We start from the raw sequence: 25,438 nt of genomic DNA on the forward strand, positions 1-25,438 counted from the left end.
CGCCTGGCTGCACTCCTACAATCATCACCGCGGACACACCGCACTCGGCGGCCAACCACCCGCCAGCCGCGTCCCCAACCTCACGGGTCAGAACACCTAGTCCGCTTCACTGCGGCGGGTCGGCGGCGTGGCGGCTCACGTAGACGCGGCTCGGATGGGACGGCGGGGGGTCGACCGGGCGGGGTCGCGGGCGCGGACGTGGGCGGCGTTCGGCCGGGACCGCCTCGTTCTCCGGCCGCCACTCGCGGGGCGGGGAGGGCTGGTCGCGGGCCGCGCGGCGCTTGTCGTTGCGGGTCTGCCAGCTGCGCGGCAGACGGATCCGGCCGGAGCGGTCGCCGTCGTCGAGAGGCCAGGCGGGCACGGCCTGGGTGGGCTCCATCTCGACGGGGGTGAGGTCGAAGCCGGTGGCCGGCTCGTAGTCGGGAACCGGGGGAAGCCGCTCCACGGCGACCGGCCAGCCGTAGCCCTTGGCGGAGGGCTCGTGGTCGGCGTCGAGCTCGACCGGGATCGGCGTCCAGTACTCGCCGGAGGGCAACTCGTCGCGGGTCTGCCGGTATTCGGGGCGGACCCAGCCCTCGACCCGGTGACCGAGACGGGCGGCGGATCGGGGCGCGGGCTCCGGCGCGTTTTCTTCGCCGGCTCCGGTCGCCGAGTCCCGCTCGGCATCCCGGCTCGGCTCGCGCTCCAGCGCCGGCTCGAACTCCGGCTCCGGCTCCGGCTCCGGCTCCGGCTCCGGCTCCGGCGCGAACGTGAGCTCCGGCTCCGGCTCCGGCTCCGGCTTTCGACCGAAATCGAGCTCCGGCTCGGGGCCGAACTCCAGGCCGCGCCTGAACTCCCGCTGGCGTTCGAATCTCAGTTCGCGCTCGAACTCCCGGTCCCGCTCCAGTTCACCTTCCGGATCGAGCTCGGGTTCCAGCGCGGCCGCCGGCACCGGCTCGAGGGCGGACTCCGGGAAGACGTCTTCCGCGAGCTCCGAGGCCACCGGCTCGTGCGCTTGGCCGTGCCCATCGGCGTACGAAATCGATTCCTGACGGCGACGCCGGCGCCTGGGCCGAGCCGCCGGGGTTTCGAGGTCCTCCTCGGCGGCCAGGCCGATCATCGCGAGGCCGCCGCGCTCGTCCTCCTCCGGCGCCGCGGTCCGGCCCCGGCGCCGGCTTCCCCGCACGCCGCGAGGCGCCCTCGCCTCGGCCTCCAGGACCGCGGTGCGCGTGGCCTCACGGACCGCCCTCCGACCCGCCCGGCGGCCTCCGACACGGAACAGCACGCTGCGGAAACAGATCAGAGTGGCGATGCCGCCGGCGATGAGGGCGATCCCGGCCGCGGTCATCCAGTTCGTCACGTGAGGCGTAACGAATGGGGCATTGAGTGCGAAACGCACCCGTAGCGGCGCGCGAGCCGATCTCGCACTACGATCAAGTCCGCTGTTTCCACCCTTCGCGGAAAACGTGAGGAACCACTGTGACGACGCAGCCGGACACGGCCCGGGACGACATCCACACGACCGCCGGCAAGATCGGCGACCTCACCCGCCGTACGGACGAGGCCGTGCACGCCGGAAGCGAGCGTGCCGTCGAGAAACAGCACGCCCGGGGCAAGAAGACCGCCCGCGAGCGGATCGCCATGCTGCTCGACGAGGGCTCCTTCGTGGAACTCGACGCGCTCGCCCGGCACCGCTCGACCAACTTCGGGCTCGAGAAGAACCGCCCCTACGGCGACGGTGTGGTCACCGGCTACGGCACCGTCGACGGCCGGCAGGTCTGCGTCTTCTCGCAGGACTTCACCGTCTTCGGCGGCTCCCTCGGCGAGGTCTTCGGCGAGAAGATCGTCAAGGTGCTCGACCTGGCCATGAAGACCGGCTGCCCGATCATCGGGATCAACGACTCCGGTGGCGCCCGCATCCAGGAAGGCGTGGTCGCACTCGGCCTCTACGCCGACATCTTCTTCCGCAACGTACGAGCCAGCGGAGTCATCCCGCAGATCTCGTTGATCATGGGCCCGTGCGCCGGCGGCGCGGTCTACTCCCCCGCGATCACCGACTTCACCGTGATGGTCGACCAGACCTCACACATGTTCATCACCGGCCCCGACGTGATCAAGACGGTCACCGGCGAAGAGGTCGCCATGGAGGAGCTGGGCGGCGCGCGCACCCACAACACGCGCAGCGGCAACGCCCACTACCTGGCCGCCGACGAGGACGACGCGATCGACTACGTACGGGCGCTGCTGTCCTACCTGCCGTCGAACAACCTCGACGAGCCGGCCGTGTTCGAGATGCCGGCCGATCTGTCCCCCTCCGCGGACGACCTGGCGCTGGACACCCTGATCCCGGACTCGGCCAACCAGCCGTACGACATCAAGAAGGTCGTCGAGACGGTCGTCGACGACTTCCTCGAAGTGCAGCCGCTCTACGCGCAGAACATCGTGGTCGGCTTCGGCCGCGTCGAGGGGCGCCCGGTCGGCGTGGTCGCCAACCAGCCGACCCACTTCGCGGGCACGCTCGACATCGCGGCCTCGGAGAAGGCGGCCCGATTCGTCCGTACGTGCGACGCCTTCAACATTCCGGTGCTGACCCTGGTCGACGTGCCGGGCTTCCTGCCGGGAACGACGCAGGAATGGGACGGCATCATCAGGCGAGGAGCCAAACTGATTTACGCGTACGCCGAAGCCACCGTCCCGAAGATCACGGTGATCACCCGCAAGGCCTACGGCGGCGCGTACGACGTGATGGGCTCCAAGCACCTCGGCGCCGACATGAACTTCGCGTGGCCGACGGCGCAGATCGCGGTGATGGGCGCCCAGGGCGCGGTGAACATCCTCTACCGGGGCGAACTGGCGTCGGCGGAGGACCCGGCGGGGCGGCGGGCCGAACTGATCCAGGAGTACGAGGACACGCTGGCCAACCCGTACATCGCGGCCGAACGCGGCTACGTCGACGCGGTCATCCAGCCGTCGGAGACGCGAGCCCAGGTGGTGCAGGCGCTGCGCATGCTGCGCACGAAGCGGGAGACGTTGCCGCCGAAAAAGCACGGGAACATCCCGCTGTAGGCGCTTGTCAGGCGTTGCTGGGGAGCCACTGGCCGGCAAGCAGGAAGGCGCCCACGACCAGGGCGATCAGGTTCACCACCAGGAAGACGCCGACCCAGAAGATCGCCGGGACGTGTGTGACGTGGGCGAGCTGGTCGGCGTCCGACTCGGGCATGCGGCCTCGGCGCCGGAGGCTCTGCAGCTCGAAGACCGGGCGGACGCCGCCGAACAGCAGGAACCAGACGCCCACGTACGCGAACGCGGCCTGCACCTGCGGCGACGCGTACCAGGAGACGACGAAGACGATCGCGCCCGTCACCACCAGGGAGACCACGCCGAACAGGTTCCTGATGTTGATCAGCATGAGCAGCAGCAGAACCACGGCCAGCCAGAGCAGCAGCGTGATCCGGTTGCCGCCGAGCAGCCAGGCACCGAGCAGGCCCACCAGCGACGGCGCGATGTAGCCACCGAGCAGGGTGAACATCATGCCGGGGCCGGTCGGGCGACCCGACGAAAGCGTCAGCCCGGACGTGTCGAACTCCAGCCGGATGCCGCGCAACCGGCGGCCGGTCAGCAGCGCGAAAAGCGCGTGACCGCCCTCGTGCGCGATCGTGACGGCGTTGCGGGCGATGCGCCACACCGGACGGAACGACACGGCCAGCAGGCCGGCCAGCGCGGTGAGCAGGACCAGCAGACCGGGCGGGTCCGGTTGGGCGCCGAGCAGCTTGTCCCAGAAGTCAGTCACACCTTCGATCGACACAGCGCCGAACTGTAGCCGATCACGCTATGGGTGATGCCGCACTACCGCCTTCGCCGGGGCTTCGGTTCGCTTGGTGAGCGTGCGGGCGGCGTACACACCGCCGGCGAACACGGCCAGCAGGGCGATGATGGCGACCATGGCCAGGGGGCCGATGGTCACGGTCAGCACAACGAGATCCGCGAACCCGATCAGCACCCAGAATCCAACGCTGGGCTTACTGCCGTACCGTCGGCAGTTCATGTCGCACCTCCTCGGTGATACGACGTGAACTACCCATTCATCCGGCGAATCACGCGCCCGAGGGACTACTTCGACTTGAATCCGGCGTAGATGGCCTTGATGTCGGCCTGGGACGCGTCCCAGTCGTCGGGGCTGACATACCAGTTCAGTGAGTACGCCTGGTGGTCGTTCACCACGAAGTTCCGCTTGATCACGTGCTGCCGGTTGTTGGTGCTGGTCGTGTAGTAGTACTCCCAGTCGGCGGCGTTCTTGAAGAAGCCGGTGACCCGGTCGACGCGGACCTTCTGGTACTCGTAGATGCTGCCCGAGCGGTCTTTCTCCTGCTCGACCCAGTCGTCGTACGCGTCGGCCTGCGGGCTGGTCGTCTGCGACACGATGAGCAGGCGGTTGTTCCACTTGTACTCGATGCCGTTGGCGGTCACCCGCCGCGTGGCATTCGGCGGCAACGGGACCTTGAAACCCGTGGCGTCGGTACGCAGGGTCCAGCCGGCCGGCAACCCACTCGCCGCCGCCGTCGTGGTCGGCGGCTTGCTCGGCGAGGCGACGGCACCGGCCGGCGCCGAGGCGGGCGGGGCAGCGGCAGCCGAGGTGGTCGGGGCAACCGCGTTCGGGTCGGGCTGCTTGTCGTCGTCGCCGAAGGCCTGAACGGCGAGCACGACGACCAGAACGACGATGAGCAGCAGTACGCCGAACCCGACGGCGGCCTGGCGATAGGTGAGCCGGGTACCGAAGACGGTGACGCCCGGGCTGCTCGAATACGCGGGCGTGACCGGCATGGGCGTCCACGCGGGACGGTTCGACCGGTTGACCCCCGGCATGGCCGGCATGTCGGAGCTCTTCCGCCGCGGCGGAAGCATCCCGGCCACCGCCGTCTTGTCGGTTCCACCCAGATCGGCAACCAGCCGCGTGGCGTTCTTGTCGTCCGAAGCGCCACCGGCCTGCTCACCCACGGCCGGAGCCGCGGGCTTGCCCAGAGGCATGGCCGCCGACTTCCGCGCCGCCGACTTCGCCACGGACTTCTCAGCCGCTTTCGCAGCCACTTCCTCAGCCACTTCCTCAGCCGCTTCCGCAGCCGGTTTCGCAGCCGGTTTCGCAGTCGGTTTCGCAGCCGGTTTCGCGGCCGCTTCCGTAGCCGGTTTCGCCGCCGCCGAAGCACTCGAGGCAGGCGCCGGCGCTGCGAGGGCACCCGACGACGTCGATGCTCCCGACGCGGGAGCCGGCGACATCGTGGGCGCTTCTGGCGTGGTCGCCTGAACCGCAGAGGCTTCAGCCGCCGGAGCTTCTTCCGACGTGGGCCCTCCAGCCGCGGGACTGGAGGTGGATTCGACCGCGACGCCGGCGTCCGTCCGAGACGCCGCGGCCTCGCCCCTCTCCGGCGATGCGGACGCGTCAACCGACTCGACGTCCTGCTTCTCAACCTTCTTGCTGGTCGAGCCACCCCCGGCCGGAGCACCATCCACATCCGTCGCGGAGCCCGCCGCCGAAGCCGGTGCCGCCGCTTCCACAGCCGCCGCCGTCTCGGCCACCGTCCCGGACTCCGCCGCCGTCGCCGAGTGGGTTGCTGTCACGGAGTCAGCCGCCGCAGAGCCAGTCCCCGCCACCGCAGATTCCACCGCCGCGACAGAGCCAGCCCCCACCGTCGCGGAATCCACCGTCGCAGAATCAGCCGCCGCCGCAGAGTCAGCCGCCGCCCTCGCGGAGTCAGCCGCCGCCGCAGAGTCAGCCGCCGCCCTCGCGGAGTCAGCCGCCGCCGCAGAGTCAGCCGCCGCCCTCGCGGAGTCAACCGTCGTCGGGGAGTCAACCGCGGTCACAGAATCAGCCGCCGCGCTGTCCACTGCCGCCGACGAACCTTCGGCCTTCACGTCCGAATCGAGCTTCGAGTCGGCACCGCTACTCGATTTGGGGTCCGCTGCGGGCGCGATCACCCCAGCCGACGAGGTGCCGGATTTAACGGATTCATCCGTTAAATCCGTGGCTTCGCCCTTCGTCGGCTGCGACACCTCACCCTTGGCCCGCGGCTCGCTGACCTCCGTCTGCGATTCGCTGACCCCGGCCGACGACTCGGTGACCTCAGCCTGTGGCTCGCCGGCCTTCGCCGGCGATTGCGCCACCTTCGCCTGCGGCCCGCTGACCTTCGCCGGCGAGTCCGTGACCTTTGCCTGCGTCCCGCTGACCTTCGCCTGCGATTCGCTGACCCTTGCCGGCGATTCGGTGACCTTGGCGTGCGGCTCCGTCTTCGGCTCCGGCGCGGCGACCTGCTCCGGCGCGGCGACCTGCTCGGGCGCGGCGACCTGTTCGGGCTTCCCGGTCGCCGGGCTTCCGGCGTACCCGGAAGGAGACTCAGTGACCGCACTCGCCTCAGCCGTGGCCGGGGGCGCGCTCTTCGCGGGCGCCTTGACCGGCTTTTTCGGCGGAGGAACCACGGTGGTCGCATCGATCGACGGCTTCGGCGCGGGAACCACGGTCGTGGCGTCGGCCGGCGGCGGCACCACCGTCGTGGCGTCCACCGGCGGCTTGCCGACGACGCGCGGCATCACCGTTGTCGCGTCGGCCGGCATCGGCTTCGGGGTGGGCACGACTGTGGTGGCGTCGTTGGCGGGGGCCGGCCGGCCCCTGCGCGCGGCGGCGACGTCGGCCGCGGTGAAACCCGCGTGCCCGGCCCGGGTCGTCCGCGGCGGTGTGCCGTTCGGGGCCTCGGGGCGCACGGCGTTGGGACGCCCGGCGTCGGGGGCCGGTCCCCGACGCGTACTCAAGAAAGCGGTCTTGTCGTCTCGCACCGGGGGACCGTCGACGCGGGTGGCGTCGAGGCGCGGCTTGTCGGTCTTGGGCGGATCGGTACGGGGCGGCTTGGCCGGGCGATCGACACGAGTCGGCGTCTCGGCGGCCGGACGGCCCACAGTGGCCTTGCCCGGGGTGAAGATCGGCGGCCGGCCGTCGCCGGCCGCCGGACGGCCACTCACCACAGGAGGCTGCGGGGGCGGGTTGGTCGGGCGGACCGGCGGGCGGGGACCGGGCACGACGGGCGTGGTACCCGTGTTGGGCAGGCCGGTGCGGTCGCGGCCGACACCCGGGCGGCGCATGGTCGGGCTCATCGGGAACGTCAGCTTGCCGCGACGACCGGCGGCGCGCAGCAGCAGGCGCTCCGCTTCCTCGGCGTTGATGCGGTGTGCGGGGTCCTTACGCAGAAGACCATTGAGTACGGGCTTGAGCGGACCGGCGTTACGGGCCGGCGGCGGGTTCTCGGTCGCGAGGGCGGCCAGAGTCGCGATCGCCGACGGACGGGCGAACGGGGACGCGCCCTCGACCGCTGCGTACAGCGTCGCGCCGAGCGACCAGAGGTCGGCGGCGGGACCGGCCGAGCCGTCACGGGCCCGCTCCGGAGCGATGTACGCCGGCGAGCCGAGCACCAGACCCGTACGCGTGACATTGGGGTCGCCCGGCACGGTGGCGAGACCGAAGTCGGTGAGCACGACGCGGCCGTCGGCGCCGATCAGAACGTTGCCCGGCTTGACGTCGCGGTGCACGACCCCGGCCCGGTGGGCGGCGCGCAGAGCGTTGAGAACACCAAGGCCCATTTCCGCGGCCCGTACGGCGTTGAAGGGACCCTCGGCGGCCAAGGTGTCCTGGAGCGAGCGCGAGGGCACGTACTCCATGACGATCCACGGGTCGGCGTCGGTGCGCAGCACGTCGAACACACGGACCACGTTGATGTTGTTGAGCCGGGCGATCGCGCGCGCCTCGCGCAGCGACCGCTCACGCATCTCCTGCCGCTCGCCGGGCGTCAGACCGGGCGGCGGGACGAGCTCTTTGATGGCCACGTCCCGGTGCAGGACGACGTCTGTCGCCCGCCAGACGCGGCCCATGCCGCCCTGACCGAGCGGCGCGACGAGCCGGTAACGGTCTGCGACGATGAGCGGGGGCGAGGAAGACATCACGGAGAAAATACCCGGTCCTGTCGAGCCACAGCGAATCGATCAGCCGAGTGTGGGATACGTGTCACCGGATCTCCCTGGTCACGTCGTACGCTCGGTCGATGGATAAGGAACCGCTGGTCAGCGTCGTGCGCGGCGAACCGACCGATCTTGAGCTGGCCGCGCTGGTCACGGTACTGGCCGCGGCATCGGGCGCAGTGGATGGGGAGCCCCCGCGGATCACCTCGTCGGAGTGGACCCGCTCCGCACGCCCGTCGATGCGTCCCGCCTCCTGGCGCGCCTCCGCCCTGCCCCGCTAGATCATCGCCGGCCACTGTCCACAGCCACCCCCGAGGCTGGCGGCAACCGACTACTCTCACCCTCGCTGGTCCGGTTTTGTTCCGATCTTCGGGGGAGGATGGCGATGATTCCTGAGGAGGACCTCGGCCCCGCGTGGCTGCGCGACTACGGCACCACCGACTTCGGCCAGATCGAGGCCGACATCAGGGCGATGGAGCAGTTCGCGGCCAAGCTCGCCGCCAACGTCAAGGACAGCTACGCCCCCCATCTTGAGAGCGTGTCCGCCTCGATGGGCACCCCGCTGGCGCCCCTGCACGTCTCCTTCGCCGAGCTGGCCTCGTTCCTGACGGCCCACCGCGAGGCGCAGGACGTGACCCACCAGAACGTCTACAACTACGCGAACGGCACGCAGGGCTTCGCCTCGGCCGCCGCCGACATCAGCAAGAAGTACGCGGGCTCCGACGCCTTCTCCCACGCCAAGGTCAGCGACGTCGACAAGGCCTTCGACAAGTACGGCATACCCGAGACCACAACCGTCGAGGGAGACCTCTGATGCTGGCAGCAGACGGCGGAGGCGGCACCAACTGGTACGCCATGACCATCCCCGACATGCAGAACCTGATCCAGCAGCCCGACACGGCAAAGCACTACGAGCTGCTGACCGGCTGGAAACAGTCAGCCGACCTGATCACCGAACACCGCTGGCAGGTCCAGAACTACCGCGACAACTTGGCCGCCGTCTGGCCCCCGGAAAAGAACGAGGCCGCCCTCGCCTACTTGACCCGCCTGGACGAGCTGATCCAAAACCTGGACGAGACGTACGAGGCAGCCCTGGCCAACCACGACGCCTTCGCCTCAGCCACCTTGTCGATCAGCCTGGCCCAAAAAGACATCCAGGCCATCCACGACGAGTACATGGCCAACGCCCAGCTCTTGACCACTTTCAACACCGAGCAGCTGCAGGCCCAAAAAGCAGACCCAGACCGCACCCCCACCGAAAAGCCCCCCGTACCAGACGGCCACCAGGAGCAGCTACGCCAAAAGGCCGCCGCCCTACTAAGCACCGTAAGCAGCGATTTGGCCCTGGCCCAGGTCAGCATAAGAACCCCAAAGCTATATCAGCCGACGAACACGATCGACGAGAAAATCTCAGCGAATGATGGGTCCGTCTACACCGCACCTCCCCTTCCCCCAATCACGCCGGCTTTTCTCGGCAGCGAGGAAGCGGCACGCTCTTCACGACCCGCGATCACGTTCCCAACGGCTGGAGGCCCATCGACTGGAGCAACATCGCCGGCGCTTACATCACCCGGACTAAACCCACCTGCGGCCACCTCCCCTAACCTCGGGCAACAGCCCGGACTCATCTTGGGCGCAACAAACCCTCAAGCTCCCCCACCAACAGTCACAAATCCGATTGCTACACCGCTGCCGAGTGGTCCTCCTGGCACGGTGACATCGCCCGGCCCCTTCCCTCCAGTAGCCAACACTCCTTTTCCTGTAGGCGGAACCTCGACGAACCCGCTTACGGTCACCGGACCCACTCGGGGCGTTAGCTTGCCGCGCGAAATCCTTAATCGTCCGACCGCCAACGGGGCGAACGGCCTACACGCCATGCCCCCAGGCGGATTGATTGGAGGCATGCCCGGCGTAGGGGTTGGTCAGCAGGGCGGTGTCCGATCAGGACCGACACGAGTGAACCCTGTCGGCGGGATAATCGGCAGCCCGAATGGCGCTGCCGGAGTTAATGGTCTCAACAATAGAACGGGTTCAACCACTGGTCATTCAGGAAGTTTCGCTGGCCCGTACGGCCACACTGGCGGACGCACGTCGGCCCGGCTCGGCGAGCCTGAGGACAACCGTTGGGACCCGGACAATCCTTGGGCCACTGCTCAAGGTGTCGATCCCATCGTGATGCCGCCTCGGGATCGGAAAATCGACCCGGGGCCTGCGATAGGACTTGACTGAACCATGCAAACAGGTCTCGGCGCCATCGGAGTATTCGCCGCCGCCACTTTAATCGCAATTCCTGCGCAGCCCGCACATGCAGACAGCTTCCGTATTGATCAGTGGTATCTGAAAACCTTAAACATCTCGGAAGCACACGCCATCTCAAAAGGCGCAGGGATTTCCGTTGCTGTCATCGATACTGGCGTATACCCACATGTCGATCTGCGACGCAACCTTCTCCCTGGGGTCAACCTCGCTTCGGGTGGCGGCGATGGACGCAAGGACCAAGACGGTCACGGAACCGGCATGGCAGGCATCATCGCCGCACACGGCAGAGGAGACGACGGAGTACTTGGCATAGCACCATCTGCCAAAGTTCTACCGATAAAGATCACCAATAGAGGAAGCAGCATGCCCGCCGCCACGATGACAAAAGGCGTCGAGTGGGCGATGCGGAACGACGCTAAGGTGATCAACATATCCGCCGAAACGAGTCCTGCATTCGGCTTGGCGGACGCTGTCAGCGTAGCGATTTCTAACGACATAGTCGTTGTTGCAGGCGCAGGAAACAAAAGTAAGCAAGCAATCATGGCTTACCCTGCGGCGATCGACGGCGTTTTGACCGTGGGAGCAGTCGACCGCCGCGGAAAATACGCCTCATTCTCAATCACAGGCCGCCGCGTACAGATTTGTGCACCAGGCGATGAAATTACCACAACTCAAACACAGGGAAAATACGTCGATACTAGCGGCACGTCCGCAGCGACCGCTGTCGCGTCAGGAGCCGCTGCGCTTGTACGAGCTAAATTCCCTCAGATTTCGGCCGAAGAGGTTGTTCATCGAATTACCGCTACTGCTGACGACATTGGGGCGCCTGGGCGGGATGATGAGTGTGGGTATGGGCGGCTGAATATCGTTAAGGCTCTTACGGCTGATGTGCCACCTCTTGGGGGTCAGACTCCGGCGTCTCCTACCACTGCGCCTCCTGTTACTGCCGCTGCTGCGCCTGCCACCAGTGCTGCGGGGGCGGCTCAGCAAGGTGCTGAGGAGGGTGGGAGGGGGCGTGGGCTCCTCTACGGCGGGATTGCTGCTGTGGTGGGGCTTGGGGGTGTTTTGGGCTTTGTGGTCCTTCGGCGGCGGCGTGAGGGTGTGTAGGTCTGCGGGGGAAACGCCGTCGTGTGTGCTGCTTTTGCGGGTGTTTGACTTGTAGCCTCGGGGCGTGCAGAAGGAACAGGACCTTGCGTATCGGCTGATTTTGGCGTCGGCCAGTCCGGCTCGGCGGCAGCTGCTTGCCGCGGCTGGGATTGACGCTGAAGTGATGGTCAGTGGTGTTGATGAGTCCGTGGTGGAGGCTGAGGACGCGTCTTCGCTGTGTCTTGCGCTTGCCCGTATGAAGGCTCGGACCATCGCCGCCCAGCTCAACGCCGACCCGGGGGTTGTCGTGCTCGGGTGTGACTCTGTTCTGGCCTTTGACGGGGAGATCTTCGGGAAGCCGGCCAACGCCGAGGAAGCGACCAAACGGTGGCTTCGCATGCGGGGCAAGTCCGGTGTTCTGCACACCGGGCATCACCTGACCAGCCTGGTCAGCGGGAAGCAGGCTGAGGCCGTCGGGACCACCACCGTGCACTTCGCCGATATCAGTGACGCGGAGATCGAGGCCTACGTTTCCAGCGGGGAGCCGCTGCACGTGGCCGGGTCCTTCACCCTCGACGGGCGCGGCGGAGCCTTCGTCGACCGGATCGAAGGGGATCCGGGTAACGTCATCGGGCTTTCGCTTCCGCTGCTCCGCACGCTCCTCGCCGAGATGGGCGTTCCGATCATCGAGTTGTGGAGCAAGGACTAGCTAGCGGACGCTTCGGGCGAATTCCCGGGCCGCCCACGCCACCGCGGCCACCGCCAGCACCGCCATGATGAGCAGGCCCTGCCACACGTCCGGCGCGCCCAGGTCGCCCCGGAACAGGGCCCTTGTGCCGTTCACCGCCCACGAGAACGGGTTCCAGTCGGCTACCCCCTGCAGCCAACCCGGCGCGAACGTCAACGGGAGCAGGATGCCGCTGAGCAGCAGCACCGGCTGGGCCACCGTGTTCATCAGCGGCGCCAGCGCGTCCTCGCTCTTCACCACCAGCGCCACGCCGTAGCTGAGCGCCGAGGTCATCAGCGAGATCAGGGCCAGCATCAGGTACGCCAGGAGCAGGTTGCCCAGGAACACGCGCAGGTCGAAGACGAGTGCGAGCAGGGTGATGATCACTGCTTGGGCGATCAGCGAGACCACGTCGCGCAGCGACCGGCCCAGCAGCAGGGCCAGGCGGCTCACCGGGGTCACCCGGGACCGTTCGATCACGCCCGCGCGCAGTTCGGCGATCAGGCCGAAGCCCTGGAACAGGCCGCCGAAGATGGCCAGCAGGACCAGCAGACCGGGGACGAAGATTTGGTACGCCTCGGCGTTGGAGCCCACCTGCAGGGCCGGCTTCAGCAGGGGCGCGAACAGCAGCAGGTACATGACCGGCTGAAAGACGCCCACGAAGATCCAGACCGGGTTGCGCAGGAGGAGCTGCATCTGCCGGTTGAAGATCAGTGAGGTGTCGCGCAGCAGCTTCATGTCAGTTCTCCCGCAGCGATCGGCCGGTCTTGGTCAGGAACACGTCGTCGAGGCTGGGCCGGTGCAGCTCGATCGTGCCGAGCGGAACCGACGCGGCGTCGAGGGCGCGCAGGATCTGTGGGATCGCCACGGCGCCGTCCTCCACGTACAGGCGCACGTTGTCCTCGTACGTCTCAAGCTTGTATGAGGTCAAGGCCTGCGCCGCGGCCGCCACCGCGTCCACCGGCAGGCCGACCCGGACCACATCGCCGGAGATCTCCCGTTTGAGGTCGGCGGGCGTGCCCGAGGCGACGATCTCGCCGTTGTCCATGATGGAGATCCGGTCGCAGAGCGCGTCGGCCTCGTCGAGGTAGTGGGTCGTGATGAAGACGGTCATGCCCTCCGCGCGCAGCCGTCGGATCTCGTCCCACATGTGGGCCCGGCTCTGCGGGTCCAGGCCGGTGGTCGGCTCGTCCAGGAAGACGACCTTGGGCTCGTGGATGATGCCGAGCGCGATGTCGACGCGCCGGCGCTGGCCGCCCGAGTACGTCTTGCACTTCCGGTCGGCGTACTCACTCAGTTGGAAGCCGTCGAGCACCCGCTCGGCCCGTTGCTGGGCCTCCGCCTTGCCGATGCCGTAGAGCCGGGCCTGAAGCACCAGCTCTTCCCGGGCCGTCGAGTCGTCCCAGGTGCTGCCGCCCTGGGCGACGTATCCGATGCGGCGGCGCACCTCGCCCGGGTCGGAGCGCAGGTCGGCCCCGGCGATCGTCGCGGTGCCGCCGTCGGGCTCGATGAGGGTGGCGAGCATCCGCAGGGTGGTGGTCTTGCCGGCCCCGTTCGGGCCGAGGAAGCCGAAGATCTCGCCCGCGGCGACCTCCAGGTCGACGCCGCGGACGGCTTCGACGGTCTTCTTGTCGCGCCCCTGGCGCGAGGTGAACGACTTGCGCAACCCGCGAGTCTCTATCATGCGGGAAGCGTACGACCGTCAAGTTTTAGTAGTCAAATTTGATCAGTGATGCGTTTGGCGGTTCGTTCGCACCAGGCGATCTCCGCTTCCAAGATGACGGCGCTGCGCTCCCACATCCAGCTCACGTACTCCGGCTTGTTGTCCGCCCACTCGGCCTTCATCGCCGCGTCCAGCTGCTGAGCCGCCGCCGTCAGCTGGGTCGCCCGGCTGCGCAGGGCCGCCGCCGTCTCCTCCGGCGGAAGCGCCGGCAGGAACGAGAAGGCCGCCATGAACGGGTCGGTCGTCGGCGCCACGTTCCACCACTCCTTGCGCAGCAGCGCCTGGAACTCGGCCGCGCCCTTGTCGGTGATCTCGTACGTGGTCCGGGCCGGACGGGCGCCCACCTGCTCCGTCGCCACCTCGCGGAGCAGGTCTTCCTCGCTCAACTTGCGCAGGGCGTGGTAGATCGAACCGGGCTGGACGTTGGCCCACTTGTCGGCGTTCCAGCTCAGCAGCTCGCGGCGGACGTCGTAGCCGTGCACGGGCTGCATCCACTGGACCAGGCCGAGAATCATCATGCGCGTAGCGGACACCCTGTCAGCATAAAAGTGCCGCTAGGCTCACCTCGTGCGCAAGGTATTGATCGCCAACCGCGGCGAGATCGCCGTCCGGGTCATCCGGGCCTGCCAGGACGCCGGGCTGACCAGCGTCGCCGTCTACGCCGACAGTGACCGGGACGGATTACCGGCCCGGCTCGCCGACGAGGCGTACGCGCTGGGCGGAGAGACCGCCGCCGATACCTATCTGCGCATCGACAAGCTGATCGAGATCGCGCAACGGGCCGGCGCCGACGCCGTGCACCCGGGGTACGGCTTCCTCAGCGAGAACGCCGATTTCGCCCAGGCCGTGATCGACGCCGGGCTGACCTGGGTCGGCCCCACCCCGCAGGCGATCCGCGACCTGGGCGACAAGGTCACCGCCCGGCACATCGCGCAGCGGGCGGGCGCCCCGCTCGTGCCGGGCACGGCCGAGCCGGTGGCGGACGCCGACGAGATCATCGCGTTCGCCCGGGAGCACGGCCTGCCGGTGGCGATCAAGGCGGCGTTCGGCGGTGGCGGGCGCGGGCTCAAGGTGGCCCGCACGATGGAGGAGATCCCGTCGCTGTTCGAGAGCGCGACCCGCGAGGCGGTGGCGGCCTTCGGGCGCGGCGAGTGCTTCGTCGAGCGCTACCTCGACCGGCCCCGCCACGTGGAGGCGCAGGTCCTGGCCGACACTCACGGCAACGTGATCGTGGTCGGCACGCGGGACTGCTCGCTTCAGCGCCGCCACCAGAAGCTGGTCGAGGAGGCGCCGGCGCCGTTCCTGAGCGACGAGCAGCGCGCCTCGATCCACTCCAGCGCCAAGGCGATCTGCCGGGAAGCCGGCTATCACGGCGCCGGCACGGTCGAATATCTCGTGGGCCAGGACGGGACGATCTCGTTCCTCGAGGTGAACACCCGCCTTCAGGTGGAGCACCCGGTCAGTGAGGAGACCGCCGGGCTCGACCTCGTGCGCCAACAGTTCCGTATCGCTGATGGCGCCACTTTGGACATTTTCGAGGACCCGGTGCCCCGCGGGCACTCGATCGAGTTCCGGATCAACGGCGAGGACCCGGGCCGCAACTTCCTGCCGGCGCCCGGCCAGGTCGCCGAGCTCGCGTGGCCGCTCGGCCCCGGCGTCCGCGTGGACGCGGGCGTCGAGAAGGGCAGCGTGGTCGGCGGCAACTTCGACTCGCTCCTGGCGAAGATCATCGTGACCGGCGCGACCCGCGAGGAGGCGCTGGAGCGCTCGCGGCGGGTGCTCGACGAAACAGTGGTCGAGGGCATCGCCACGGTGCTGCCGTTCCACCGGGCCGTGGTGCGCGACCCGGCCTTCACGAGCGAGCCGTTCACCGTGCACACCCGCTGGATCGAGACCGAGTGGGCCGGCGGCGTCGAGCCCTTCACCACCCCGGCCACGGGCGACGAGCCCGAGGCGCGCGAGACAGTCGTGGTCGAGGTCGGCGGCAAGCGGCTCGAGGTCCGGCTGCCGTCGCAGCTCCTGACCAGCCGCCCGGCCGGGCCGAAGGCGCCGGCGGCCAGGAAGACCAGAAGTGGCGCGACCGCCCAGGCGGGTGGGGCCGCGGCCCTGACCGCGCCGATGCAGGGGACGATCGTCAAGGTCGCGGTGGCCGACGGCGACACGGTCTCCGAGGGCGACGTGATCGTCGTGGTCGAGGCCATGAAGATGGAGCAGCCCCTTCAGGCCCACAAGGCGGGCACCGTGTCGGGGCTGTCCCTCGCGGTCGGCGAGACGGTCACGGCCGGCACTGTCGTCTGCACCATCGACTGACCGAGGCTCAGCGAGCGGTCACGATCCAATAACGAAGCTTTTCGTCGATCGGCGCGGCGGCGACACCGCCGTTGCGCTCGATCGTGCGCCGGGACGCCACATTGTCGACGTCGCAGGTGACGAGCACCCGGTCGAGGCCGAGCGACGCCGCGATGGGCAGCGCGGCGGCCAGCATCGCGGTGGCGTGGCCCTGGCGGCGCGCCGACGGGCGTACGTCATAACCGATATGCCCGTTCCGCTGGCCGGCAACCCCGGGCGCCAGGCGCTGGCGGATATTGAGCCGGCCCAGGTAGTCGACGCCCTCGACCCACCAGAGCACGGTGGTCGGCACGAACGAGGCCGGGCGGGGCGTCGCCTCGAGCGCCTGCGCCCGCAACGCGTCGACGAAGCTGCGGAAACCCGCCGGCTGTGACCACGTGGCCGACCAGACCCGCAGGTCACTACCGATGTTGCTGTGGTCGCCGGGCGAGCCTCGGCCCTCCGCCTCGTACTCGGCCATGGCCTCCAAAAAGGACTTCTGGACGTCGTAGACGGGAGCTGCGAGAACCGGCATCTGCCCAGGGTAGGCAAGCCCAGCACGGGGAGGCCCAGCGTGGGGAGGCCCGGCATAGGGAAGCCCAGCGTGGGGAGGCCCAGCGTGGGGAGGCCCAGCGTGGGGAGGCCCAGCGTGGGCCAGGAGACGGGCCGCCGGTACGGGACCTACCGACGGCCCGCCGGCCGGCACACCGAGAACGGGGGACCCGGAGTTCCGGCCACCTCACGGTACGCCCGAGGGGGCTCAGCGGAAAACTTGCCCGGTGACAAATAGGACAAGACGCGGTGGCGGGAGGAAAAACCGCGAGCGCCGGGGAGATCGAGACAATACCGTGTCAGGCATCACCGCCGACCGGCCCTGATCAGGAGCATCCTGAAACACAGCACATTCTCAGGTGCCTCCCCGGACAATTCCCGAGAGGCCCCTAACACCCCGTGAGGTAAAGGACCCATGACCGAACTGTTGACCATGATGGCAACACCGGCGTGGGCGTACCTTGCTCTCTTCGGCTTCCTCGCGGTCGACGCGATGATTCCGGTGGTCCCGATCCAGGCGATCATGATCACATCCGGCGCGCTGACTGTCTACGGAAATCTCAATCTCGCGCTGGTGATCGCCATCGGCGCGCTCGGCATGTTCACCGGCGACTCGATCGCCTTCAGTCTCGGCCGGTCCAGCAGCCTCGGCCGGTCCAGCGCCGACCTCGGCTCGGGCCGGCTGGCCGCGCTGCGCGCCCGCTACGGGCCCAAGCACGACGACGAGGCCAAAGAGGAGTCCAAGACCCGCCGCGCGGCCGAGCGTTTCACTCGCGGCCTGCGCCGGCCCGGCCCGCTCGTGCTGCTGCTCTGCCGGTTCGTGCCGGGCGGCCGGATGGCGGCCGGTTTCCACGCCGGCCGCCGGGGCTACCCGATCAAGCTGTTCATCCTGTACGACGGCCTGGCCGCGCTGGCCTGGGGCTCGTACGGCGGGCTGGTCGGCCACGTCGGCGGCACGGCCATCACCCAGTCGGCCTGGCGCCTGTTCGCGGTCGCCGCCACCGCCGCCGTGGTCTTCGGCACGGCGGGGTGGATCCTGGCCATCTTCGGCGGCCGCAAAGACGCCGAGGAAACCGTTACTGCAGCTCGTGAAGCATCAGCTGACGGGCCGCTTCCGCAATCGAGCCCGACAGCGACGGGTAGATAGTGATCGTGTGGGCCAGTTGGTCCACTGTCAGGTTGTTCTCCACCGCCATCGTGATCGGCAGGATCAGCTCGCTCGCCTTGGGCGCCACCACCACGCCGCCGACGATCTGACCGGTGGCCGGGCGGCAGAACAGCTTGACGAATCCGTCGGTCAGGTCGGCCATCTTGGCCCGGGCGTTGCCGGTCAGCGGCAGCATCACCTGGCGGGCGGGAACCCGGCCGGCGTCCACGTCGTTCTGGCTGACGCCGACGGTGGCCAGTTCGGGGTCGGTGAAGGCGTTCGCGGCCACGGTACGCAGGCGCAGCGGGGCGACGGCCTCGCCCATCGCGTGCCAGATGGCGATGCGGCCCTGCATGGCGGCCACGCTGGCCAGCGCGAGCACGCCGGTGCAGTCGCCGGCCGCGTAGACGCCGGGCACGTTGGTGCGCGACACCCGGTCGACCGTCACGTAGCCCCCGTCGCCGACCTGGACCCCGTACTCCTCAAGCCCGAGATCGGCCGTGTTGGGAACCGCGCCGACCGCGATGAGCGCGTGTGATCCCTCGATGACCTTGCCATCACCCAGCGTGACCTTCACGCCGTCACCGGTGTTCTCCACCGAACGGCCGCGGGCCTGGCTGAGAATGGTCATCCCGCGCTCGCGGAAGACCCGCTCGATCGCCATCGCGGCGTCGGCGTCCTCGTGCGGCATGACCCGCTCGCGGCTGGAGACCAGGGTGACCTTGACCCCCATGGCCAGGTACGCGCTGGCGAACTCGGCGCCGGTCACACCGGAGCCGATGACGATCAGGTGGGACGGCAGCTCGGTGAGGTCGTAGAGCTGGCGCCAGTCGAGGATCCGCTCGCCGTCGGGCCTGGCGGTCGGCAGCACGCGGGGCGTCGCACCCGTTGCCAGCAGCACCGTTGTGGCATCGACGGCATATTCGAGACCGTCGTGCGGGGTGATCAGCACCTGGTGGGTGTGGCCGAGGGTGTCCTCGCCGAGCCGCGCCCGGCCGTGCACCACGTCGACGCCCGCCTTGATCAGCTTGGCCTGGATGTCGCTCGACTGGGCCAGCGCCAGCCGCTTGACCCGCTCGTTGACCGCGGCCGCGTCGACCGTGACCCCGTCCAGGCCGGCCGAGCGGATCCCGAACCGCTCGTTGTGCCGATAGCCGGTCATCACCTCGGAACTGGCGATGAAGGTCTTGCTCGGCACACAGTCGGTGAGCACGCAGGCACCGCCCGGGCCGTCCGCCTCGACGAGGGTGACGTCCGCGTCGAGCTGGGCCGCCACCAACGCGGCCTCATACCCACCCGGTCCCCCACCGATGATCACGATCCGACTCACGACGCTTCCCTCCACGCTGCCAATGTGCCGACACGCACTCCTTGTATTCTCCACCACCGCCCGATCGGGCTATCGTCATCGCCGTGCGTCATTACGCCGCGTATGGCTCGAACCTCGACCCCGCCCGCATGCGGGCCTACTGTCCGCACTCGCCCATGGTGGGCGTGGGGTGGATAGAAGGCTGGCGCCTGACCTTCGCCGGTGAGGGGGAATTAGGCTGGGAGGGGGCGGTCACCACGATCGTCGAGTCGCCCGGCGACCGGGTCTTCGTCTCGCTCTACGACGTCCACCCCTGGGACGCCGCGCAGCTCGACGAGGTCGAGGGCGTGACCGCCGAGGCGTATCAAAAGGTCACCGTGCGTGTTTCGACGCTCGAGGGTGAGTTCAGCGCCTGGGTGTACGTGTTCGCCGGTTACGAGGGCGGCCTGCCGACCGCGTGGTATCTCTCCGAGATCGCCAACGCGGCCGAGAAGGCCGGCGCCCCCGACGACTACGTCGCCGAGCTTCGGCAGCGGCCCACCAGCACGCCGCCGCCGGAAGCTAAATGACCTTGCGGTAGACGTTCGCCTCGTACAGCGGCTTCATGCCGACGGCGAGATAGAGGCGCGCGGCCTGGGTCGGATTGGCCAGGTCGACGCCCAGTCCCGCCTTGGCGTAACCCTTGCGCGCGTACACGGCGAAGGCATGGCGCAGCAGCGTCTCTCCCAGACCCCGCTTGCGGTACGAGGAGAGCACTCCGAGCCTTTTCACCCAGCCCTCGTCGTGCGCGTCGCCGCTGTCGGCCGACGACTCCAGCGCGCCCACGACCCGGCCGTCGACCTCGGCCACGAACCACTCGTCGTACACGTGCACCGGCTCCTCGTCGAGGATCTTGCGCCACGCGTCGTAGTCGGCCGTCCGGTGGTCGGAGTCGAGGAACGCCTCGCTGATCACGCTGTGCACGGCGCGCATGTCGGCGTCGTCGTCCGGGCGGACCAGGCGGACGATGACGCCCTCGGGCGGCTCGGGCGCGGTGTGCGGCACCCCGTCGAGCGACATCTGCATGCGGGCGTGCTGCTTGAGGAACGTGAAGCCGTGGTCGAGCAGCGCCTGGATGTAGGGCTCCTCGGTCGGCACGGCGCCGGCTCGCACCTCGTACGGGCTGTGGCCGAACTCGACCGCCCGCTCGGCCGCCCGGGCCAGGATGATCTCGAGCAGCGGCACCATGGCCGGCCGGCCGAGCTCGGGCCAGACGTAGACCTCGACGAAGTCGCGGTCGATACCGGCCGCGTTCACCGGGAAGGCCCAGCCGACGACCTTGCCGCCCGGGTCGAGCGCGAGCCAGACGTCGCGGGCCATGTCGGTGTTCGGCTCGGTGAGCGACTCGCGCACCTCCTCGGCGCTGAAGTCGGGGTAGCCGAGGGCGGCGATGTCGCTGGCGTGCACGAGCTCGAGGATCGCGGGCACGTCGTCGAGGGTGGGCCGGCGCAGGCTCCAGCCGTCGGGAAGCTCGGTCATCGGAGCATCCGACCACGAGGCGCCCGCGGCGGGCCATCGAATTACGTCACGGGGCGAGGCGGTGCCGCAGCGACTCCAGCAGGCCGATGAGCTCGACCCGCTCGGCGAGGTCGAGCGACGCGTAGGCCTGGCCGGCCATCGCGTCGGCCACCGAGTCGGCCCACATGAGCCGGCGCACGATCGGGCCGGCCGGCGGGTAGGGCGGCTGCCAGCCGAACGCGACGGCGCCGGTCTCCCCCTCGGGCCCGGCGATGATCGCCTGGAGCGGGGTGAGCCCGCTGGCCCGCACGGCCACCAGGTGCACGCCGAGCCGGTGCTCGTGCAGCAGGTGCAGCAGCACCGCGGCCTGGGCGCCGGCGCTCTGTTCGGGCACCGGCATGGCTCGCCAGGCGGCGAACAGCGGCAACCCGGCGTAGTCGACGGCGCTCACCACCCGGTGGGTCAGCTCGTGCAGCCGTCCGAGCCGGGGGAAGCCACCGAGCTGCTCGGCGCCCCAGGTGCAGAGCTCGTGCAGGTGCCAGGTGGCCACCTCCATGGGCGCGGAGGTCTTGGCGGTCGCCTCCCAGCCGTCGATGACGGCCTCGGGCGCGATGAAGCCGATGGCGGCGGCGACGGTCTCCGGGCGGACGTCACCGAGCGCGCCGGCGCGCGCCGATACGTGGTAGGCCCAGCCGGAAAGGCCGAGCAGGCGGGCCCGGCGAAGTGTCTGCGGCGACTCGGCAAAGGCGCCCACGATGGTGGCGAGTCCCGTTTTGGCAGTGGCGGCAGCCTGTTCGGGGGTCACCCGCCCGATTCTGCTCTCCTCGGACCGTTTCGGAAAATAATCTTCCCGCTTGGGGCGGCCAAACGGATCAATCCGACTCGTCAGCTTCAAGATCCTCCAAGGCGGCCTGGACGTCGCCGACCTCGCGCCGGGCCGCCGCGGCGGCCCGTTCGGCGTCGCGACGAGCCTGCTTGCGGCGGGCGACCTCGGCCTGCGCTTCGGTACGCCGGCGTTCCAGTTCCGCCAGCTCGGCGTCCAGGTCCTCCACGACGTGACCAGCGTCACGTTCCGCGCCCTCGGCCTTCTCGAGCTGCTCGTCGGCCCGGCGCTCGGCCGACTGGGCCGTGCCCAACCGTCGGCGGAGCTCCCGCTTGCGCTGCTCCCGCTCACGGCGGCGGCGCTCCTCGGCCGCCCGTTCCCGCGCCGACGGCTGCGGAAGCTCGATGACCTCGGCCTCGTCGTCGTCCTCGTCCGGCACGTCGGTGACCAGACGGAGGCGGGGGCGGGGCACCTCGCCGAAGCCGGCGTAGGTGGCGGCCCGGATCAACCGGCCGGTACGCACCTGGGCCGCGACCTCCGGCTCGGCCATGGCCGCCGTCAGCGTGGCCTCCACCTCGCCCAGCGGCAGCTTGAGGCCCGGCTCCTCGGCCCGGGCCAGCTTGCCGGCCGCGTTGACCAGAGCCGACACCACCTGCCGGCGCTGGGCGGTCAGCTCCCGCAGCGCGTCGCCGTCGAGGCCCCGCTGGGCCTCGCGCAGCGCGGTGGCCAGGTCGGCCAGTTCTTCGACCAGCTCCGGGCGGCGCAGCGCGAGCAGGTTGACCACCCACGCGGCCACCGTCGGCTTCTTGAGCGCGGCCAGCCGCTTGGCGGTGGCCTTGTCCCCGGCCTTGCGGGCGTCCTCGACCGCGGCCGTGCGGGCCGCCACGAAGCCTTCCGGCGGCGCCTCGTACAACCGCTGGATCAGTTCCTCGGTGGCTGTGCTCATGTAAGTCAGTCGATGACCGTGCCGGGTGCCACGTGCGCCCACGCCGTGCCGGACAGCCTCTCCGAGAGGCCGCCGTAGATCTTCCGGCCGTTCGCGTTGAGCAGACCGTCGTGCAGCGCGAACGCCCGTCCGGGCCGGACGGCCCGGATGAAGTCGATCGACTCCGACGCCCTCATCCACGGAGCATTGATCGGCGCGAACAGCGTGTCCACCGTCGTGTCCTCCGGCACGGTGAACGAGTCACCCGGGTGGTAGAGGTTCGTGTTCGCGTCGGCGACCAGATAGGCCAGGTTGACGATCCGCGGGATGTCCGGGTGGATCACCGCGTGCTGCCCGCCGTGGGCCGTGACCTGATAGCCGGCGACCTCCAGACGCTGACCCGGCTCGACCGCGACCGTCTCGCCCCGGAAGCTGGTCAGCGTCGCCAGCACCGCGGGGTGGGCGTAGATCCGCGACACCGACGCGATGGTCTCGTGATCGACGTGGTCGGGATGCTCGTGGGTGATCAGTACCGCGTCCGCCCCGTCGACCGCGGACCGCTCGCTGAAGTTGCCCGGGTCGATGACGAGGACGCCCTCGCCCTCGACGCGAAGGCAGGAATGCCCGAACTTGGTGATGCGCATGGGACCCTCCGTCGCCGCCGATTCGTGACCAGTCTGCCGGAACCGTGAAGGCGGTGCCGCACGTCCCAAACCCACATCTCTAGCGGGGACAGGGAGACACACTATGCGTGCTATCCGTAACCGGAAGACATATCTCGCGGCGACCGTCCTGATCACCGGCCTTCTGGTCGCCGGATGCAGCGCCGATTCCAGCGATTCGCAGAGCACCAGCGGCGCCGCCCAGGCTCCGGCGGCGGCGCCCAACCAGGCGCCGGACCAGGCCAAGGGAGAGGCCGCGCCGGCCCAGGGCCAGGACACCACCGCGCAGGCGCCCGACCTGCGCGTCGAGCAACGCTCGATCATTTACCGAGGGTCTCTTTCGGTACGGGTGAAGGACGTCAACGCCGCCGCCGGGCAGGCCACCGGCATCGCCACCACGGCCGGCGGCTTCGTCGGCGGCGACAACCGCACCAGCGGCTCGGGCGCCGGCAGCGCCACCCTCGAGCTGCGCATCCCGGCCGCCAAGTTCGGTCAGGTCGTCGACCAGCTGGCCAAGCTCGGCGACGAGGAGCAGCGTCAGATCAGCACCGAGGACGTCACCGAGGCGGTCGTCGACCTGGACGCGCGGATCGCCGTGCAGCAGGCCCGGGTCGACAGCGGCCGCAAGCTGCTGGCTCAGGCCAAGTCGCTGGACGACCTGGTCATGCTGGAGCGCGAGGTGGCCACCCGCGAGTCCGACCTGGCGTCGTTGCAGGCCAAGAAGCGCAACCTGGCCGACCTGACCGCGCTCTCCACGATCACCGTCACCTTCCTCGACCCGGACGCCGACCCGGTGGCCGGAGCCGACGACGACCCGCCGGGCTTTCTGGCCGGGCTCGGCGCCGGGTGGGACGCGCTGCTGGCGTCGCTGAGGGTGCTACTGACCGTGCTCGGCGCCCTGCTGCCGTGGGTGATCGCCATCGGCCTGCCGGCGTGGGCTGTCCTGTACGCGGTCCGGCGGCTGCGGCGCCGGCCGACCGGGCCGGCGTCCGCGGCGTTGGCAACCCCGGCCCCGGCGCCGGCCGAAAAAGACTGACGGCTCCGGCTCAGAACGCGCCGGTCGCCAGGGCGGCGAGGGCGGTGTGGGCCATGACGCGGATGCCGTAGCCGATGCAGTTCTCGTCCACGTCGAAGTCGCCCTGGTGCAGGTCGTGCTTCTCGTCCGAGCCGGGGCGGGCGGTGCCGAGCCGGATCATCGCGCCCGGCACGTGGTCGAGGTAGAAGGCGAAGTCCTCGCCACCCATGCTGATCTCGGCCTCGACCACCCGGTCGGCGCCGAGAGCGGCGCCGGCCGCCCCGGCGATCACGGCCGCCGCCATCCGGTCGTTGATCACCGGCGGAACGCCGCGGTGATAACCCACCTCGACGTGGGCCCCGGTCGGCGCCACCACGTCCTGGATCAGCTGGGTGATCAGCTCGGGGGCCTGGCGCCAGGCGTCCCGGTTGAGGATGCGCACCGTGCCGCGGGCCTCGCCGACGCCGGGGATGGCGTTGGGCGCCTCGCCCGCGTGCACCGAGCCCCACACCATGGACACTCCGGCCCGCGGGTCGATGCGGCGGCTCAGCAGCGACGGCACGTCGACGATGATCCGGCCGAGCGCGTGCACCAGGTCGGCCGTGAGGTGCGGCCGGGCGGTGTGCCCGCCGGGGCCGGTGACCTTGACGTCGATCATGTCGGCGGCCGCGGTGAACGGGCCCGAGCGGACGCCGACCAGGCCGGCCGGCAGCTGCGGGTAGCAGTGCAGGGCGTAGATCGCGGCCACGTCCTTGAGGCCACCGGCGGCGATCACGTGCGGCGCGCCGGAGGGCACCGACTCCTCGGCCGGCTGGAAGATCAGCCGGACCCGGCCGGGCAGCTGGCCGCGCTCGTCGAGCTGGGCGAGGGCCAGGCCGAGGCCGAGCATGACGGTGGTGTGCACGTCGTGCCCGCAGGCGTGGGCCACGTTGGGCACTGTCGAGCGGTACGGCACGTCCTTGAGGTCCTGCAACGGCAGCGCGTCGAGATCGGCCCGGAACGCGATCACCCGGTCGCCCTGGCCGATGTCGCAGATGACGCCGTTGCGGTCGGGCAGCAGCTGGGGCGAGAGGCCGGCCACGGCCAGCTCGCGGGCGACCAGCGCCGCCGTCTCGAACTCGCGATAGGAGGGTTCGGGGTGGGCGTGAATGTGCCGTCGAATCGCTACGAGCTCCGCGCCGCGGGAGGCGAGCCAGCGGTCGAGCTGGCCGGGCAGGGGCTCGGCACCGGGCAACGGCCCGGGCCACTCCGTCTGGGCCCCTTCGGGCTCCGTCAGAGCAGTAGTCACGTCGGCTTCCGTATCACTAGTGAAGTTTTTGCCGGGTTTTTATGACGCGCGACAGCTTAGACCGTTTTACGTAACGCTGTGCAACGCCTTTCCCGCACACGCCTACAAACGGTTACGGACCGT

General features: G+C 69.5%; 23 protein-coding genes and 1 pseudogene. 10 read left to right on the top strand and 14 right to left on the bottom strand.

The window, feature by feature from the left end; all coding sequences use genetic code 11:
• Window positions 1–106: 106 nt before the first annotated feature.
• Window positions 107–1,339, bottom strand: coding sequence for a hypothetical protein (locus AB0C26_RS13705; RefSeq protein ID WP_360246569.1), 1,233 nt, complete (start codon window positions 1,337–1,339; stop codon window positions 107–109).
• 119 nt (window positions 1,340–1,458) lie between these two features.
• Between AB0C26_RS13705 and AB0C26_RS13710 the strand changes: the two genes are divergently transcribed.
• Window positions 1,459–3,045: an acyl-CoA carboxylase subunit beta gene (locus AB0C26_RS13710; RefSeq protein WP_360246571.1), complete on the top strand. Its 1,587-nt coding sequence runs from the start codon at window positions 1,459–1,461 to the stop codon at window positions 3,043–3,045.
• Window positions 3,046–3,052: 7 nt separating this feature from the next.
• Here AB0C26_RS13710 and AB0C26_RS13715 read toward each other — a convergent pair whose 3' ends face one another.
• The 3 genes and pseudogenes from AB0C26_RS13715 to AB0C26_RS13725 all read right to left on the bottom strand — a co-directional run.
• Window positions 3,053–3,784 (bottom strand): M50 family metallopeptidase, encoded by a 732-nt coding sequence (locus AB0C26_RS13715; protein WP_360246573.1) that lies wholly within the window; start codon window positions 3,782–3,784, stop codon window positions 3,053–3,055.
• Between the two features lie 24 nt (window positions 3,785–3,808).
• The gene (locus AB0C26_RS13720) at window positions 3,809–4,024 is read right to left on the bottom strand and encodes a hypothetical protein (protein WP_360246575.1); all 216 of its coding nucleotides are present in this window, start codon (window positions 4,022–4,024) and stop codon (window positions 3,809–3,811) included.
• A gap of 2,978 nt (window positions 4,025–7,002) precedes the next feature.
• Window positions 7,003–7,956, bottom strand: a pseudogene (locus AB0C26_RS13725) (serine/threonine-protein kinase); the annotation flags it as partial.
• 101 nt (window positions 7,957–8,057) lie between these two features.
• Between AB0C26_RS13725 and AB0C26_RS13730 the strand changes: the two are divergent.
• The 5 genes from AB0C26_RS13730 (at window position 8,058) to AB0C26_RS13750 (ending at window position 12,028) form a co-directional block, all read left to right on the top strand.
• The gene (locus AB0C26_RS13730) at window positions 8,058–8,255 is read left to right on the top strand and encodes an acyl-CoA carboxylase epsilon subunit (protein WP_360246577.1); all 198 of its coding nucleotides are present in this window, start codon (window positions 8,058–8,060) and stop codon (window positions 8,253–8,255) included.
• A 104-nt stretch (window positions 8,256–8,359) separates the two neighbouring features.
• Window positions 8,360–8,788, top strand: coding sequence for a hypothetical protein (locus AB0C26_RS13735; protein WP_360246579.1), 429 nt, complete (start codon window positions 8,360–8,362; stop codon window positions 8,786–8,788).
• Window positions 8,788–10,203, top strand: a complete 1,416-nt coding sequence (locus AB0C26_RS13740) for a hypothetical protein (protein WP_360246581.1) — start codon at window positions 8,788–8,790, stop codon at window positions 10,201–10,203. The genes AB0C26_RS13735 and AB0C26_RS13740 overlap by 1 nt, the downstream gene beginning before the upstream one ends.
• A 3-nt stretch (window positions 10,204–10,206) precedes the next feature.
• On the top strand, window positions 10,207–11,340 hold the full coding sequence (gene mycP / locus AB0C26_RS13745; RefSeq protein ID WP_360246583.1) for a type VII secretion-associated serine protease mycosin: 1,134 nt from the start codon (window positions 10,207–10,209) through the stop codon (window positions 11,338–11,340).
• Between the two features lie 64 nt (window positions 11,341–11,404).
• The gene (locus AB0C26_RS13750; RefSeq protein ID WP_360246585.1) at window positions 11,405–12,028 is read left to right on the top strand and encodes a nucleoside triphosphate pyrophosphatase; all 624 of its coding nucleotides are present in this window, start codon (window positions 11,405–11,407) and stop codon (window positions 12,026–12,028) included.
• On the opposite strand, the gene AB0C26_RS13755 is transcribed toward AB0C26_RS13750, so the two are convergent.
• Genes AB0C26_RS13755 through AB0C26_RS13765 form a run of 3 tightly spaced genes read right to left on the bottom strand, consistent with a single transcriptional unit; the run spans window position 12,029 to window position 14,302 of the window.
• A complete protein-coding gene (locus AB0C26_RS13755) occupies window positions 12,029–12,784 on the bottom strand; it encodes an ABC transporter permease (RefSeq protein WP_360246587.1) in 756 nt (251 codons plus the stop codon).
• Window position 12,785: 1 nt separating this feature from the next.
• The gene (locus AB0C26_RS13760; RefSeq protein ID WP_360246589.1) at window positions 12,786–13,730 is read right to left on the bottom strand and encodes an ATP-binding cassette domain-containing protein; all 945 of its coding nucleotides are present in this window, start codon (window positions 13,728–13,730) and stop codon (window positions 12,786–12,788) included.
• 32 nt (window positions 13,731–13,762) lie between these two features.
• The gene (locus AB0C26_RS13765) at window positions 13,763–14,302 is read right to left on the bottom strand and encodes a PadR family transcriptional regulator (RefSeq protein ID WP_360246591.1); all 540 of its coding nucleotides are present in this window, start codon (window positions 14,300–14,302) and stop codon (window positions 13,763–13,765) included.
• Window positions 14,303–14,336: 34 nt separating this feature from the next.
• Between AB0C26_RS13765 and AB0C26_RS13770 the strand changes: the two genes are divergently transcribed.
• On the top strand, window positions 14,337–16,079 hold the full coding sequence (locus AB0C26_RS13770; protein ID WP_360246593.1) for a biotin carboxylase N-terminal domain-containing protein: 1,743 nt from the start codon (window positions 14,337–14,339) through the stop codon (window positions 16,077–16,079).
• Between the two features lie 7 nt (window positions 16,080–16,086).
• Here AB0C26_RS13770 and AB0C26_RS13775 read toward each other — a convergent pair whose 3' ends face one another.
• Window positions 16,087–16,632, bottom strand: coding sequence for a GNAT family N-acetyltransferase (locus AB0C26_RS13775; RefSeq protein WP_360246595.1), 546 nt, complete (start codon window positions 16,630–16,632; stop codon window positions 16,087–16,089).
• A gap of 432 nt (window positions 16,633–17,064) precedes the next feature.
• On the opposite strand from AB0C26_RS13775, the gene AB0C26_RS13780 reads away from it, so the two are divergent.
• Window positions 17,065–17,796: a DedA family protein gene (locus AB0C26_RS13780; protein ID WP_360246597.1), complete on the top strand. Its 732-nt coding sequence runs from the start codon at window positions 17,065–17,067 to the stop codon at window positions 17,794–17,796.
• Here AB0C26_RS13780 and AB0C26_RS13785 read toward each other — a convergent pair.
• Entirely contained in the window at window positions 17,726–19,126 is a 1,401-nt protein-coding gene (locus tag AB0C26_RS13785; protein WP_360246599.1) for an NAD(P)H-quinone dehydrogenase, read from the bottom strand. The genes AB0C26_RS13780 and AB0C26_RS13785 overlap by 71 nt on opposite strands.
• 83 nt (window positions 19,127–19,209) lie before the next feature.
• Here AB0C26_RS13785 and AB0C26_RS13790 point away from each other — a divergent pair, with 83 nt between their 5' ends.
• Window positions 19,210–19,674 (top strand): gamma-glutamylcyclotransferase family protein, encoded by a 465-nt coding sequence (locus tag AB0C26_RS13790; RefSeq protein WP_360246601.1) that lies wholly within the window; start codon window positions 19,210–19,212, stop codon window positions 19,672–19,674.
• Here AB0C26_RS13790 and AB0C26_RS13795 read toward each other — a convergent pair.
• The 4 genes from AB0C26_RS13795 to AB0C26_RS13810 all read right to left on the bottom strand — a co-directional run bounded on the left by AB0C26_RS13795 (window position 19,667) and on the right by AB0C26_RS13810 (window position 22,994).
• Window positions 19,667–20,623 carry a GNAT family N-acetyltransferase gene (locus AB0C26_RS13795; protein WP_360246603.1) on the bottom strand — a complete coding sequence of 319 codons (957 nt, stop codon included), beginning with the start codon at window positions 20,621–20,623 and terminating at the stop codon, window positions 19,667–19,669. The two genes, AB0C26_RS13790 and AB0C26_RS13795, sit on opposite strands and share 8 nt — an antisense overlap.
• A 46-nt stretch (window positions 20,624–20,669) precedes the next feature.
• On the bottom strand, window positions 20,670–21,407 hold the full coding sequence (locus AB0C26_RS13800; RefSeq protein ID WP_360246605.1) for a hypothetical protein: 738 nt from the start codon (window positions 21,405–21,407) through the stop codon (window positions 20,670–20,672).
• 67 nt (window positions 21,408–21,474) lie between these two features.
• On the bottom strand, window positions 21,475–22,371 hold the full coding sequence (locus tag AB0C26_RS13805; RefSeq protein WP_360246607.1) for a hypothetical protein: 897 nt from the start codon (window positions 22,369–22,371) through the stop codon (window positions 21,475–21,477).
• Window positions 22,372–22,376: 5 nt separating this feature from the next.
• Window positions 22,377–22,994 carry an MBL fold metallo-hydrolase gene (locus AB0C26_RS13810; RefSeq protein WP_360246609.1) on the bottom strand — a complete coding sequence of 206 codons (618 nt, stop codon included), beginning with the start codon at window positions 22,992–22,994 and terminating at the stop codon, window positions 22,377–22,379.
• A gap of 103 nt (window positions 22,995–23,097) precedes the next feature.
• On the opposite strand from AB0C26_RS13810, the gene AB0C26_RS13815 reads away from it, so the two are divergent.
• On the top strand, window positions 23,098–24,048 hold the full coding sequence (locus AB0C26_RS13815) for a DUF4349 domain-containing protein (protein ID WP_360246611.1): 951 nt from the start codon (window positions 23,098–23,100) through the stop codon (window positions 24,046–24,048).
• Between the two features lie 10 nt (window positions 24,049–24,058).
• Here AB0C26_RS13815 and AB0C26_RS13820 read toward each other — a convergent pair whose 3' ends face one another.
• Complete coding sequence (locus tag AB0C26_RS13820) at window positions 24,059–25,315, bottom strand: amidohydrolase (protein ID WP_360246613.1); 1,257 nt, start codon at window positions 25,313–25,315, stop codon at window positions 24,059–24,061.
• Window positions 25,316–25,438: the final 123 nt, after the last annotated feature.

It is taken from the genome of Actinoplanes sp. NPDC048796, assembly GCF_040650035.1.
Classification (GTDB): domain Bacteria; phylum Actinomycetota; class Actinomycetes; order Mycobacteriales; family Micromonosporaceae; genus Actinoplanes.